Consider the following 13,613-nt stretch of genomic DNA (forward strand, 5'->3'; position numbering starts at 1 on the left):
CGCCATTGTGGCCCGAAGCGCGCAGCGGGTGGTCGGCCAACCGTGCATGGCTCAGGGAATCATCCAGGTCAGCCAGTAGGCCTGGGCCAGGGTGATCAGGCCGACCATCGTGGTGAAGATCAGGCTGTGCTTGACCGTGAAACGGAACAGGTCCGATTCCTTGCCGGCCAGGCCGACCGCTGCGCAGGCAATGGCGATCGACTGCGGCGAGATCATCTTGCCGGTGACACCGCCAGTGGTGTTGGCCGCCACCAGCAGCACGTCGGACACGCCGATCTGCTGCGCGGTGGTTGCCTGCAGGGCCGAGAACAGCGCATTGGACGAGGTATCCGAACCGGTCAGGAACACGCCCAGCCAGCCCAGGAACGGCGAGAAGAACGGAAACGCGTGGCCGGTGTGCGCCAATGCCAGCGCCAGCGTCGCCGACAGGCCCGAATAGTTGGCGATGAAGGCGAAGGCGAGCACCATGCCGATCGAGTAGATCGGCATGCGCAGCTCGCGCACGGTTTCGCCGAAGGTGCGCAGCGCCGAACGGACCGGCATGCGCAGCGCGATGATCGCGATCACCGCAGCGAGGATGATCGAGGTACCGGTGGCCGAGAACCAGTCGAACTTGTAGACGGCTTCGTAGCTCAACGGTGCATCCACGATCGGCGGCATCTTCTGCACCATCTGGTCCAGGCCCGGCACCGGGATCTTGAGCACCCAGCTTTCCAGCGGGCCACCCGCCGCGAACAGCGACTTGAACGGCTTGATGCTCCACAGCGTGACCATCGCGGTGAGGATCAGGAACGGCGACCACGCCTTGGCGATCTGGCCAACGCTGTAGCGGGGCGTTTCCAGTGCCTGTGCGGCCGCCTCGGCGCTGGTTTCGGTATCGAAGCGGAAGATCCGCACCGGCTTCCAGCGACGCAGGAACAGGGTCAGGCACACCAGCGACGCCAGCGACGCGGTGATGTCCGGCAGTTCCGGGCCGATGAAATTGGAGGTGAGGTACTGTGCGATAGCGAACGAGCCACCCGCGACCAGCACCGCCGGCCAGGTTTCCTTGATGCCACGCCAGCCATCCATGATGGCCATGATCCAGAACAGCACGATGATGGTCAGGAACGGCAGCTGGCGGCCGGCCATCTGGCCGATCTCGAATGCATCCAGGCCGGTGACCTGCCCGGCCACGATGATCGGAATGCCCATTGCACCGAACGCCACCGGCGCGGTGTTGACGATCAGGCACAGGCCGGCGGCATACAGCGGCTTGAAGCCCAGCCCGACCAGCAGTGCCGCGGTGATCGCCACCGGCGCACCGAAACCGGCCGCGCCCTCCAGGAAGGCACCGAAGGCGAAGCCGACCATCAGCATCTGCAGGCGCTGATCCTCGGTGACCGAGAGGATCGAGGCGCGGATGATGTCGAACTGCCCGGTCTTGACCGAGACCTTGTAGAGGAATACGGCACCGATGATGATCCAGGCGATCGGCCACAGGCCATAGACGAAGCCGAAGCCGGCCGCGCCGAGCGCCTGGCTCAGCGGCATGCGGTAGAACAGCAGGGCCACGCCGAGTGCGATGGCCACGGTGATCGTGCCGGCCAGCCAGCCCTTCATGCGCAGCACGGCCAGGGCAATGAAGAAGAACGCGATCGGCAGCAGCGCGATCAGGCTGGACAACCACAGGTTGCCGGCGGGGTCGTACAGGTGTTGCCAGGGCTGCATGAAGACTCTCGACTGGATGCGGAAGGTGCCCCACCGCAGGCGGTGGGTCGCCGTGACTGTCGAAAATTGGTCGTACCAATAAAGATTTCGATCAGACCACTTGCAGCGGATTTAACCGCCACTCCGACGAAGAGCCTATTAGACCATAGCGCTAGATGTCATATTGGTCCGACCATTAAGGCCGCCATGGTAATGCCGGCCGCTGGCCGGCAACTCGAGATTCCTTACGAGATCCGTTTCTCCAACCGCCGCATCACCGCCAGCACCAGCACGCACAGCACGCTGACGCCGATCGCAATCACGTATTTACCGATGCCCACGGCGATGCCAATGGCCGCCGCCATGATCAGTGAGCTTGCGGTAGTCAATCCGCTGACCTGGTCTTCGCGTGAGCCGCGCAGGATGGTGCCAGCGGCAACGAAGCCAACACAGGCCACCACCGCTTCGATCAGACGGACCGGGTCGACCTGCAGCAGGTCGCGATAGCGCTCCTGCTGGAAATGCTCAGCCACCGAGTCGCCGAGGCCGACAATCAGTGCGGCGGCACCGGCGATCAGCATGTGCGTGCGCAGGCCCGCCGCGTGCTTGCCCATCTCGCGCTCGACGCCGAGCACGCCGCCGAACAACATGGCTGCGGCCACGCGCAGCAGGATCGAGACATCCTGGGTGAGTTCCATGGGAGAGGCTCCGGGATTTTCCCGGAGCGTCGCGCGGCAGCCGTGGCACAACGGTGAAGGCCGCACCACAGCCCGTTCACCCGGCAGCGCCGGGCCCTGCCCGGCATCACCGTCGCCTGCGATTACCGCATTATTGCGCCAGATAGCCACCATCGATGGCGTAGTACGCGCCGGTCGCGAACGAGGCATCGTCGCTGGCCAGCCAGGCCACCAGCGCCGCAACTTCCTCGGCCGTGCCCAGCCGCTTCAATGCATGGCGGCCTTCCAGCGTGGCGCGCACCTTCGGGTCCATCTTCTCCAGCAGCGGTGTGCTGATGAAGCCCGGGCCGACCGCGTTGACACGGATGCCGTCGGCCGCATGCTCCCAGGCGGCGGTCTGGGTCAGCCCAACCACGCCGTGCTTGGCCGCCACGTACGCAGTGGAACCGGCATAGCCCACCTGGCCCAGGATCGAGGCCATGTTGATGATGCTGCCGCCGGTTCCAGCAGCTCGCATCGCCTGGATCTGCGCACGCTGGCACAGGAACACGCTGGTGAGGTTGACGTCGATAACCCGCTGCCAGCCATCGATCGGATAGTCACCGCTGCTGGCAGCCGGCCCGCCGATACCGGCGTTGTTGACCGCCACATGCAGGCCGTCGAGTTCCTTGATCGTGCGCTGTACTGCCGACTCCACCGCAGCGTCGTCGATGACGTCCAGCGCGATGCCGATGGCCTGTGCACCCGCATCCCGCAACTGCGCCACGGTGGCATCGACCGCATCCTGCTTCAGATCCCAGACCGAGATCCGCGCGCCGGACGCCGCCAGGGTCTGCGCCACGGCCAGGCCGATACCGGACACGCCGCCGGTCACGATCGCGGTCTTGCCGGTGAGCTGGTAGTCAATCATCTGCGTTCTCCATCAGTGGGGGTATCGAAGTGGCCTGCAACAGCCAACCGCCCCACCCTACGCGTGCGCCCGTGATGGCCTGGCTGACATCGCGTCCATGGCGGATCGTTCCAGCCATGAAACCTCAACTCAAGTTGATGTATGGAATTGCGTACGGATATGCATGCAAAACGCTGGCGTATGTTCGGCGGCATTTTCAATTTGGCCGTAATCGTCAATCGTTTTGACCATATTTAAATCAAAAGCGCGCGAATCGAGGCGACAATGGGAAACGTTTCCATTTTCTCCGACACATTCAATTCAACCTGGTGTTCCCCCCACCCTCCAGAGTGCCCATGCCACTGCTTCCCAGCATGTCTCACGGGTAACGACCGGATCTGCATCTGTGTTGCAGAGTGCGTGGGCGAGGTAATGCCAGCGTCCACCTCCAAAGCACGTGCCGAGCGATGTCCCGATATTTCACTTTTGCTGATTACCGCCGCTTCGGCCACCGCCATGGCTTCGATTACCGCGCCGACCCGGAACACCTGCGCGACGACCAGTGGGCCGGCCATGGCGAGGTCAACGAGCAGTTCCTGCGCGGCGGCATGAGCCTGATCGCCTCCGACGTCCATAATCGCTTTCCTTATGTGGCGACCGCCCATCAGAGTCCCGGCCTGGCCATCCGCGTGATGCTGCAGGGCCAGGTCGATGTGCGCATTCCGCGACGCGCTGGTTTCACCCTGCGCGCTGGCACGGCAATGACCGCGCACCACCGCGAACAGGTCGAGATGACGGGTGCGCATCCCGGCGAAACGCGCATGCGCGGCGTCAGCGTGATGGTGCCCGGCCAGATCGACCCGGACCTGTTCCATCTGCCGCAGCTGGAAACCGCGCTCAACACCCACCTGGAATGCCGCCACTGGGCCATTCCGCATACCCTGCTGCCAGTGCTGGGCCAGCTGTTCGACAGCCCATGGGAGGACGGCATCGACGCCTTGTGGCGGGAAGGCGTCGCACTGCAGCTGCTGGCCGTTGGCCTGAAGGCCGAGGATCTGCAGACCGACCATGTACGAACGCTGCGCGCGGGCCAGCGCGAGCGGCTGGAGCGTGTGCGCGCCTACCTGCACGACGATCCCAGCCATGCCCACAGTCTGATCGAACTGGCCCAGTTGGCCTGCATGAGCCCGAGCTCGCTGCGCCGTCATTTCGCCCAGCAGTACGGCTGCTCGGTATTCGACTACCTGCACGAGCAGCGCATGCGCCACGCCGAACAGGGGCTGCGCGAAGACGGATGGACGGTTGAGCAGGCCGCCGCCGCCAGTGGTTACCGCCACCCCAGCAACTTCGCCGCTGCATTCCGCAAACGTTTCGGCCTGGTACCCAGCCGCTGGCGCACGGGCCCCTCGAAGGTGGGCTGAAGGCTGGTGCCCTGATAGGTGCCGACCTTAGTCGACACGCTCCCGTGCCATCGCGGAGGCCGGCCAGCGGCCGGCACTACCAACGCCGCCGGGCATGGCCCGGCGCTACCGACACCGCACATCCCCGGGTAGCGCCGGGCCATGCCCGGCGTCACCCTGGCCGCTTCAATACACCGGCAGATCGATGTAGCTCGCCTGTGCCGCGCTGTGCCAGACCCGCTGCGTGGCCTTCTGGTAATCGCCCGGCTTGGCCAGGTAGATGTTCGGCACGTAGGTCTGCGGGTTGCGGTCGTACAGCGGGAACAGGCTGGACTGCACCTGCACCATCACCCGGTGCCCCTTCTGGAAGGTGTGGTTGGCGTTGGGCAGATCGAAGCGGTACGGCAGCACTTCGTTGGCCGCCAGCGGCTTCGGATCACTGAAGCTCTCGCGGTAGCGGCCACGGAAGATCGCCAGCGACACCGGCAACTCATAGCCCCCCATCTCCGGCGTGGACGCTTCCTGGTCCGGATACACATCGATCAACTTCACCACCCAGTCGCTGTCGGTGCCACTGGTCGAGGCCTGCAGATGCACCACCGGTGCGCCGCCGATGCGCAGCGGCGCGGCCAGCGGTTCGGTGATGAAGGTCAGCACGTCCGGGCGACCATCGACGAAGCGCTGGTCCTTGACCAGCCAGGTGGTCCACATGTCGCGGTCACCGAAACGTACCGGGCGCGGCACGAACGGCACCGGCTTGGCCGGATCGGACACATACTCCTCGAAGTCGCCCTCGCCCGCCGCCGGCGCCTGGAACGCCAGCTTGCCGCCGGCGCGCAGGAACAGCGGCTTGCTGCTGGCGGCACAGCCCTTGTCGCAGCTGCGCGGCCAACCCTTCAGGCGATCCCAGTGGTTCTCACCGGTGTTGTAGATCAGCACCGGCGGCGTGTCCGTCTTCGGCGCACCGTCCACCAGGTACTGGTCGAAGAACGGCTTGAGTACATCACGGCGGAACTGCAGCGCGGTATCGCCATCGAACTTCAGCGCGCCCAGTTCGCTGCCGCTGTAGTTCACCTGGCTGTGCCGCCACGGCCCCATCACCAGGTAATTGCGGTTGTTGCCGCTGTCGCGCCCTTCCATTGCCTGGTAGGCATGGTTGGCACCCCACATGTCCTCCTGGTCCCACAGGCCCTGCAGCCACATGGTCGGCACCTTCAGCGGTGTTTTCGCCATCACCGCATCCAGCGCCTGGCCCTGCCAGAACCCGTCATAGGCCGGATGCTCGACCAGCTTCTTCCACCAGGTCAGCTGGTCCACACCGGTGAAGCGCGCGTAGTCGCCGGCCGAACCGATGCGCAGGAAGGTGCTGTAATCGTCGTAGCCGAGGCTGGGCAGCGGCGTGCCCTTGCCGCGCTTCTCGGTCTGCATCGCGAAATAGTTGAAGTTGACCTGGCGGAACGCACCGTAGTTGAGCCAGTCGTCGCCCATCCAGCCATCGACCATCGGGCTCTGCGGCGCAGCCACCTTCAGTGCCGGATGCGGGTCGGTCAGCGCCATCACCACGGTGAAGCCCTCGTACGACGAGCCGAGCATGCCGACCTTGCCATTGCTCTCCGGTACGTTCTTCACCAGCCAGTCGATGGTGTCCCAGGCATCGGTGGAGTGGTCCACCTTGGTGTTGTTCAACGGCCCGCGCAGCGGCCGGGTCATCACGTAATCGCCTTCGGAGCCGTACTTGCCGCGGATGTCCTGGAACACGCGGATGTAACCGCCGTCGACGAACACCTCGTCGCCCTGCGGTAGCAGGTCGCGCATGCGTGGCGAATCACTGCGGCTGGCGCGGCCAGCGGCATCGTAAGGTGTGCGGGTCAGCAGGATCGGCGCGTTGCGGGCGCCCTTGGGCACCACGATCACCGTATACAGCTTGGTGCCGTCACGCATCGGCACCATCACCACGCGCTTGTCGTAGTCGCGACCGACATCAGGGGCAACGAAGGGCTTGCCGCTGATGTCCGGGGTCATCGGCGGGGTATCGGCGGCCAGCACGGTGCTGGACAGGCAAAGGGCAATGGCTACAGCGACGGCACGCACACGCATGGACAACCCCTCCCGGCAGGAAAGCCTCAAGCCTACTCCTGCCCCGAGCCGTGAAGTGTGTGCGGGCTTTGCATTCTGCGGTGGATGCAGGCAGGACTGATGGCACATGTGCTGCCCGACGGGCACGCATCCATCTGGCCGTTGTAGAGCCGAGCCCACGCTCGGCTGGGGCCGCCGCAATCTCCCCGAAGAGCAGCCGAGCCTGGGCTCGGCTCTACAACATCAGGCTGCCGTTACTTCATGCAACGCCAGCCAACGCCAACGGCCGTCTTCCTGCCGCAGCACGGCCAGTGCTTCACGCCAGGCCATCCCACCTTCAGCAACGCCCTGCCCTTCACGGTAGCGCAGCATCGCCAACGGTGCCGGCGCCGCAATGAACTGCAGGGCATCGATTTCGATACGCAAGCCCGGGCGGGCACCATGGCCGCCAGCGAACATGCCGGCCAGGGCTTCGCGGTCCAGGCGCTGCCCGGCAATACCGACCATGCTGAAGTCGGTGCAGAAATGATCCATCAGCGCATCCAGCGTACTGGCGGCTGCTTCCGCACGGAACCAGGCCTGCAGCTTGGCGATCAGATCATGAAACTCGTTCTCTGCGGTCATCGTCATTGCATTGTCTCGGGTTGGGAATGAGAGATCGATTGCGGTCGACGCAGCAATACCATCGGCAGCAGAGTCAGTAGGGCGGCCAGCCCCAGCGCCACGCGCGTGGCGTTTGCCGGCAGCCATTGCATGGCCAATGCCAGCAGCAGCGCAATGGCGGCGGTACCGAGGCAGAAGCTGAGCTGACGGTTGAGGTTCCAGAGGGCACTGGCATCGCCCAGCGCTTCACCCTCCACGCCATGGAAGGCCAGCGTCTGCGCCGTGCTGCTGCACAGGCTGCCGCCCGCCCCCATCAGCGCGAACAACAGCGCGGCCAACGCGAAGGCCGGCTGCGGCAGCAGCGCCATCAACAGCATGCCGCTGGCCTGCAGCAGCATGCCCGTACGCAGTACCGTGGCCGGGCCGAAGCGAGCCAGCAGGCGCTTGCTGGCCGTGATCGCAGTGGCCGAGGCCAGCGCCCACGGCAGCATCAGCGCGCCGATGCGTGCCGCGCTGTAACCGGCCTGGTGGAGCTGCAGGGTACTGACCAGCTGGCTGCCGATGAATACACCGGGTACGGCCAGATAGATCAGCATCGCCAGCCGCAGCCCACGATGCGACAGCAACGACCAGCGCAGGAGGGGCTGCGCCTGCCGACGCGCATGCCGCAGGTGGGCCACCGCCAGCAGCAGTGCGACCAGCAACAACACGGCACCTGCGCCGCGGTGTCCGGACTCACCCAGCCAGGTCAGCGCCAGCAGCAGCGCGCCCAGCGCCAGCATCGCGGTGGACAGCGCATAGGCCTGCAGCCGCGGCGCACTGCGCACGCCATCGGCCGGCATCCATGCCAGCACAAGCGCGATCGCCACCACCGCCAAGGGCAGGCTGGCCCAGAGCACGCCGCGCCAGGACAACCACTGCACCAACAGCCCGCCCAACGCGGGCGCCAGTGCCGGTACCAGCAACGCCACCAGCAGGATGCGCCGGGTCAGTGCACCTCGCTGATCCGCCGTGCATTGCCGGTAGGCCGCCGCCTGCGCCACTGGAATCAGCAGGCCACCGGCCAGCCCCTGCAGCAGGCGCCAGCCCAGCAGCCAGCCGATACCCGGTGCAGCGCCGGCCAGCACAGCGGCAGCCGCGAACAACAGCAACGCCACCAGCAGCAGGCGACGCTCGCCGCAGCGCGCAGCCAGCCAGGGCGCCAGCGGAATCACCACGCTCAAGCCCAGCATGTAGGCCGTGCCGACCCAGGCCAGGGTGCTGACGTCAGCGTGCAGTTCCGCCGCCAAGGCCGGATAGGCCACCGTGGCGATGAACATGTTGACCAGATCCAGGGCGAACACCAGCAGGAAGATCGCCTCATGGCGCAGGCGGGGGGACGGCATCGGCGGCGCTCCAGCAGAGAAGCGGCCAGCATGCCGTACGGGCCTTGTTGTAAAAACACGACGACAGCTGCAACACTGTCAAATCTGTTTTGACAATGGACCGCCATGGTCAGCCTCGATCGCTTCGATATCTTCCGCGCCGTGGTCGAGGCCGGCAGCCTGACCGCCGCCGCCGACCGGCTCGGCCTGAGCCGCGCGGTGGTCAGCTTCAACCTGAAGCGGCTGGAACAAGAGCTGGGCGTGACCCTGCTGCTGCGCAGTACCCGGCACCTGGCCCTGACCGAGGCCGGCGAGCAGTTCCTGCAGCACTGCGTGCAGGCGCTGGACGCCGCCCAGGCGGCGATCGATGCCGCGCGCCGCGACCAGCACCAGCTGCAGGGCGTACTGCGCCTGACCACCACGCCGGAGTACGCCCAGCTACGCTTGATTCCTGCGTTGGAGGCGTTCCGTGCGCGGCACCCGGCCCTGCAGCTGCACCTGTCGACCTCACCGGCACCGGCCGACCTGATTCCCGAACGCTTCGACCTGGCGATCCGCCTCGGCCGCCTGCCGGACTCTGGACTGCATGCCAGCGAACTGGAACGCCATCCACTGTGCGCGGTGGCGGCTCCCTCCCTGCTGGCACGCCTGCCCTCTGCCGATGCTGCCGATGACCCCGTGCAGCTGGGTTCCCTGCCCCGCCTGGGCTACCCGCGTCTGGCCGATGTGCAGGTGGTGGCACCGGATGGCAGCGACGCCCTGTTTGCCACCAACCCGGGCAATGCGGTCGTGCGCGTAGATGGCGCCAGCAGCCTGCGCACCTTCGCCGTGGCCGGTGCCGGCGTCACCGTGCTGCCACGCTGGCTGATCGAGGACGATCTGGCCCTGGGTCGCCTACGGCCGGTGCTTCGCCAGCACCGCTTCCCGCAGCAGAGCGTGTACGCGGTCTATCCGCACAGCACTCAGCCCTCACCGAAGGTGCGGCAGCTGATTGATTTCCTGCGCGGGTGGTTTGGCAGCGCGCCCGGGTGATGACGGCGTCCGCCGGGCGCGGCGTTCTGTAGCCGAGCCCACGCTCGGCTCCGTTCTACAACAGCCGAGCATGGGCTCGGCGCTACAGTAGATATCCGGTAGCGCCGGGCCGTGCCCGGCGAGCGCAGCGGCAATCTACAAACGGACACGGCCCCTTCCGGGGCCGTGTCTTCAAGGCATCAGCGCAGCACCTGCTCCACCAGCTGCACGTCCACCGTCTGCAGCGGCTCGGCGGCATTGCGCGACAGCTGCACCTGGTAGGTGCCACCGTCGATCTTCCACTGGCGGGCCTGCGCATCGTAATGGGCCAGGGTCTTCGGCTCGGCTTCGATGCGGATGCGGCGCTGTTCGCCCGGCTGCAGCTCGACCTTGTCGTAGCCGATCAGGCGGATCGGCGTGGTGCTGCCGGCCGGCAGCTTCAGATACAGCTGGGCGACATCTGCACCCGCGCGCTTACCGGTGTTGCGGATATCGACGCTGGCGACCAGACGCGAACCCTCCACGCTCACCTTCAGGTTTTCATAGGTGAACGAGGTGTAGGACAGGCCATGACCGAACGCGAAGGTGGGCTTCAGGCCCTTGGCCGCCATCCACTTGTAACCGACGTTGGCACCTTCGATATCGAAATCGAACACATCATTGAACGGCTTGGCCGGCTTGAAGCCGAGGCCATCGATGTGCTGGCGCGGCAACTGCGATTCGTCCACCACCCAGGTCACCGGCAGGCGGCCGGACGGATTGACCTGGCCGGTCAGCAGCGCAGCAATGCCTTCGCCACCGCGGATGCCCGGGTACCAGGCCTGCAGCATCGCCGGCACCTGCGCCAGCCACGGCGTGCGCACTGGGCCATTGGTTTCCAGCACCAGCACGGTCTTCGGGTTGGCCTTGGCCACCGCCGAGATCAGTGCGTCCTGGTTGTCCGGCAGCTGCATGTCCGGCAGGTCCACCGATTCGGCGGCCCACTGCGTGGCGAACACGATGGCCACGTCGGCCTGCGCGGCGGCCTTGGCAGCAGCGGCAGCATTGGTGCCGTCCACATACTCGATGGTCGCGTCCGGACGCGCTGCGCGCAGCGATTCCAGCGGCGAGGACGGGTGGAAGATCACCGGGCCCGGCCAGGTGGTCGGCAGCACGCCCGGCACCGCATTGGTGCCCTTGGCGGTCACGCCCACCATCGACGAACCACCGCCACCGATCACGCCCTTGTCGGCGTGGCCACCGATGATGACGATGCGCTTCACCGTGTCGGCCAGCGGCAGCAGGTTGCCTTCATTGCGCAGCAGCACGCTGCCCTCTTCCACCGTGCGCTGGGCGACGGCGAAGCCGGCCTCGGCATCGACCTTCTGGTGCTGCGGCGGGTTGTCGAAGTTGCCATGCAGGAACATCGTGCGCAGGATGCGCGCGACCATGTCATTCAGGCGCGCCTGCGGCACCACGCCGCCATGCACGGCCAGGCGCAGCGGCTCATCGAAGAACACCGCCGCGTCGAACACTTCGCCGGCCGACTGCTGGTCCAGGCCGGCCAGCGCCGCCTTCGAACCGCTGTGCACGCCACCCCAGTCGGACATCACGAAACCGGGGAACTTCCATTCCTGCTTCAGCACCTGGTTCATCAGGTAGCCGTTCTCGCAGCCGTAGGTGCCGTTGATCTTGTTGTACGAGCACATCGCCACGCCCGGGCGGCCGGCTTCCAGCGCGATCTCGAAGGCCAGGAGGTCCGACTCGTGCATGGCCTGTTCGCCAATGCGCACGTCGTGGAAGTTGCGGCGGGTCTCCATGTCGTTCAGCGCGAAGTGCTTCATCGAGGAGATCACGTGCTGGCTCTGCACGCCCTGGATCAGCGCGCCGACCATCGAACCGGCCAGCAGCGGATCTTCACCGGCATATTCGAAGTTGCGGCCATTGCGCGGATCACGCTGCAGGTTGACGCTGCCCGACAGCAGGATGTTGAAGCGCTGCTGCCATGCCTCGCGGCCCATGGTCGCGCCACCCGCGAAGGCGACCTGCCGGTTCCAGCTCGATGCGGTGGATGGGCCCGATGGCATCGCCGTGGCGAAATCACCGGGGCGGATGCCGCCCGGATTGGTCACGCCGACGCCGGCATCGGCCGACTGCTGCGACGGAATGCCCAGGCGCGGCACTGCCGGCACGAAGCCGGCCGAACCGACCGCGCCTTCCGGCAGCGGGCCACCGTCCTTGCCCAGCCCGAAGTAACTGTGCAGCATCTGGAACTTCTCGTCCTCGGTCATCGCCTTCAGCAGCAGCGCAGCGCGCGCATCGGCGTTGAGGGTGGTATCCATCCACGGCCTGTCGCCATGTTTGTCGGCGGCATAGGCCAGGGTCAGCAGGGTGGCGCGCAGGGTGTTGCCTTCCAGCTTGAACGGCGCACTGCTGGCGGCCTGGAAACCATCGCTGAAATAGCTGGCATCGGCTTCCAGGGCGACACGCGCCGGATCGAAGCCTGCGGCCTTGGCCGTTTCACCGGCCACCGCACCGAGCAGCACCGCCGGTGCACCCAGCCGCGAACGGGTGACCAGCGCTGGCAGCTGCGCGGCACCTGCACCGGCATCGGTATAGACCGCCACCGTGTGGCGGCCATCGTCCAGGCGCAGGTAGCTCAGGCCCGGCTGGTCCGGGCCGGATTCAGCGGCGATCGGCAGCCGGGTCAGCACGGCCTGGCCGCGCTGGGTCTGGCCATCGTCCCTGCCGGCGGCGATGAAGCGGTACTCGTAGCCCAGGCCATCGGCCAGCACCTGCAGCGGATCGACCTGGCCGATGCCGCGCTGCACCTGGCGCACGCTCACCGCGTCCACCTGCAGGGTCTTCAGCTGGGCGGCCAGGGCCGGCATCGTCTCGGCGGTCGGGGCCTGTTCCAGGGTCAGCACAGTGAACGCGGCGGGGTCGGCCCAGGCCGGGGCGGCCAGTGCGACAGACAGGGCCAGGGACAGTGCAAGCGGCTTTGTAAACGTTTTCATCGGCAGGCGTAATTCCGTTGCCAAGGCAATCGGTCCAGGGAAAGTGCCGCCGAAGGGTGCAGCGTTCATGCCGCGCAGGAATTGCCAGGCAACCTCCCGCAGGCCGAAGGACGGGCCGGTCTGCGCCTGGGACCCTCCTCCCGGCGTGACAACCTGCCTGTCCGGGCCGCGCAGGGCGACCCAATCCTGTGAAGATTGTGCGAGGGCGTTCACACCTGTCAACAGGACCTAAGTCACAGAGGCAACCCGGCCAGCGGTTATCAGGCCATCACCGGCGGTCATCAGCAGGCTGCGTGGGGCTGCCGATAATGAGGTGTCACCGGCCCTGGACCCCGCCCATGAACATACACCGCGACTTCGATCATCTCTGGCGTGACCGCTGTGATACCTCCACCCAGCGCAGCCCACGCGTGCTGATCCGGGTATTCGTTGCCCCTGGCGAACTGGAGCGCAGCGTGGCGTTCTACGAGCAGTTGCAGGGTGTGGTTGCCGATGCGGGCTTCCCGTTTCCCGATGCCGGCCTACGCCTGGCGATGGTCGGTGCATTCCTGCTGATCGAAGGTTGCGATGAGGCGCTGGCGCCATTCACTTCGACCACGGGGACGCTGCTGGTCGATGACGTTCGGCCCTATCACGACAAACTGGTCGCGGCCGGTGCCGAGATCATCTTCCCGCTGCAGGTGGTGCCGACCGGGGCGGCGTTCAATGCGGTGCATCCCGATGGCACGGTGGTCGAGTACGTGCATCACCGGCCGGATCCGCACGGGCGGTGAGAGTGCGCGCGGCCGGGCTGCGCCCGGCACCCGCAGAGGCAACGGCCAATGCAACAGCAGAAGCAAAAGCTGGGTTCCTGTGGGGTGGCGGGGTGGGTCCGGTTGCGGGGGACGGCGCAAGTACGTCCATGTAGC

10 protein-coding genes are annotated in these 13,613 nt (G+C 66.4%); 3 read left to right on the forward strand and 7 right to left on the reverse strand.

Annotated features, from left to right (window positions below; all coding sequences use genetic code 11):
• Positions 1-51 precede the first annotated feature (51 nt).
• The 3 genes from lldP to G5A07_RS18625 all read right to left on the reverse strand — a co-directional run bounded on the left by lldP (position 52) and on the right by G5A07_RS18625 (position 3,276).
• Positions 52-1,710 carry an L-lactate permease gene (lldP, locus tag G5A07_RS18615; RefSeq protein ID WP_191863785.1) on the reverse strand — a complete coding sequence of 553 codons (1,659 nt, stop codon included), beginning with the start codon at positions 1,708-1,710 and terminating at the stop codon, positions 52-54.
• 224 nt (positions 1,711-1,934) lie between these two features.
• Entirely contained in the window at positions 1,935-2,387 is a 453-nt protein-coding gene (locus tag G5A07_RS18620; protein ID WP_005410036.1) for an MgtC/SapB family protein, read from the reverse strand.
• A 130-nt stretch (positions 2,388-2,517) separates the two neighbouring features.
• Positions 2,518-3,276, reverse strand: coding sequence for an SDR family NAD(P)-dependent oxidoreductase (locus tag G5A07_RS18625; protein ID WP_100446031.1), 759 nt, complete (start codon positions 3,274-3,276; stop codon positions 2,518-2,520).
• A gap of 446 nt (positions 3,277-3,722) precedes the next feature.
• Between G5A07_RS18625 and G5A07_RS18630 the strand changes: the two genes are divergently transcribed.
• Positions 3,723-4,676 carry an AraC family transcriptional regulator gene (locus G5A07_RS18630; RefSeq protein ID WP_010485049.1) on the forward strand — a complete coding sequence of 318 codons (954 nt, stop codon included), beginning with the start codon at positions 3,723-3,725 and terminating at the stop codon, positions 4,674-4,676.
• Between the two features lie 165 nt (positions 4,677-4,841).
• On the opposite strand, the gene G5A07_RS18635 is transcribed toward G5A07_RS18630, so the two are convergent.
• The 3 genes from G5A07_RS18635 to G5A07_RS18645 form a co-directional block, all read right to left on the reverse strand.
• A complete protein-coding gene (locus G5A07_RS18635; protein ID WP_191863786.1) occupies positions 4,842-6,752 on the reverse strand; it encodes a CocE/NonD family hydrolase in 1,911 nt (636 codons plus the stop codon).
• Between the two features lie 222 nt (positions 6,753-6,974).
• Complete coding sequence (locus G5A07_RS18640) at positions 6,975-7,361, reverse strand: DUF4440 domain-containing protein (RefSeq protein ID WP_191863787.1); 387 nt, start codon at positions 7,359-7,361, stop codon at positions 6,975-6,977.
• Entirely contained in the window at positions 7,358-8,719 is a 1,362-nt protein-coding gene (locus tag G5A07_RS18645) for an MFS transporter (RefSeq protein WP_191863788.1), read from the reverse strand. Before G5A07_RS18645 ends, G5A07_RS18640 begins: the two co-directional genes overlap by 4 nt.
• A gap of 105 nt (positions 8,720-8,824) precedes the next feature.
• Between G5A07_RS18645 and G5A07_RS18650 the strand changes: the two genes are divergently transcribed.
• Positions 8,825-9,730 carry a LysR family transcriptional regulator gene (locus G5A07_RS18650; protein ID WP_191863789.1) on the forward strand — a complete coding sequence of 302 codons (906 nt, stop codon included), beginning with the start codon at positions 8,825-8,827 and terminating at the stop codon, positions 9,728-9,730.
• A gap of 179 nt (positions 9,731-9,909) precedes the next feature.
• On the opposite strand, the gene G5A07_RS18655 is transcribed toward G5A07_RS18650, so the two are convergent.
• Positions 9,910-12,705: a glycoside hydrolase family 3 C-terminal domain-containing protein gene (locus G5A07_RS18655; RefSeq protein ID WP_191863790.1), complete on the reverse strand. Its 2,796-nt coding sequence runs from the start codon at positions 12,703-12,705 to the stop codon at positions 9,910-9,912.
• 338 nt (positions 12,706-13,043) lie between these two features.
• On the opposite strand from G5A07_RS18655, the gene G5A07_RS18660 reads away from it, so the two are divergent.
• Complete coding sequence (locus G5A07_RS18660; RefSeq protein ID WP_010485036.1) at positions 13,044-13,478, forward strand: glyoxalase/bleomycin resistance/dioxygenase family protein; 435 nt, start codon at positions 13,044-13,046, stop codon at positions 13,476-13,478.
• The last annotated feature ends 135 nt before the right edge of the window (positions 13,479-13,613 follow it).

This window comes from Stenotrophomonas sp. AS012628, from assembly GCF_010608305.1.
In the GTDB taxonomy this organism is placed as follows: Bacteria; Pseudomonadota; Gammaproteobacteria; order Xanthomonadales; family Xanthomonadaceae; genus Stenotrophomonas; species Stenotrophomonas geniculata.

Bases quoted from the DNA above. Each gene is read 5' to 3' on its own strand.
- lldP (WP_191863785.1), bottom strand. From the start codon at position 1,710: ATGCAGCCCTGGCAACACCTGTACGACCCCGCCGGCAACCTGTGGTTG.
- G5A07_RS18655 (WP_191863790.1), bottom strand. From the start codon at position 12,705: ATGAAAACGTTTACAAAGCCGCTTGCACTGTCCCTGGCCCTGTCTGTC.
- G5A07_RS18650 (WP_191863789.1), top strand. From the start codon at position 8,825: ATGGTCAGCCTCGATCGCTTCGATATCTTCCGCGCCGTGGTCGAGGCC.
- G5A07_RS18630 (WP_010485049.1), top strand. From the start codon at position 3,723: ATGTCCCGATATTTCACTTTTGCTGATTACCGCCGCTTCGGCCACCGC.
- G5A07_RS18620 (WP_005410036.1), bottom strand. From the start codon at position 2,387: ATGGAACTCACCCAGGATGTCTCGATCCTGCTGCGCGTGGCCGCAGCC.
- G5A07_RS18635 (WP_191863786.1), bottom strand. From the start codon at position 6,752: ATGCGTGTGCGTGCCGTCGCTGTAGCCATTGCCCTTTGCCTGTCCAGC.
- G5A07_RS18660 (WP_010485036.1), top strand. From the start codon at position 13,044: ATGAACATACACCGCGACTTCGATCATCTCTGGCGTGACCGCTGTGAT.
- G5A07_RS18645 (WP_191863788.1), bottom strand. From the start codon at position 8,719: ATGCCGTCCCCCCGCCTGCGCCATGAGGCGATCTTCCTGCTGGTGTTC.
- G5A07_RS18640 (WP_191863787.1), bottom strand. From the start codon at position 7,361: ATGACGATGACCGCAGAGAACGAGTTTCATGATCTGATCGCCAAGCTG.
- G5A07_RS18625 (WP_100446031.1), bottom strand. From the start codon at position 3,276: ATGATTGACTACCAGCTCACCGGCAAGACCGCGATCGTGACCGGCGGC.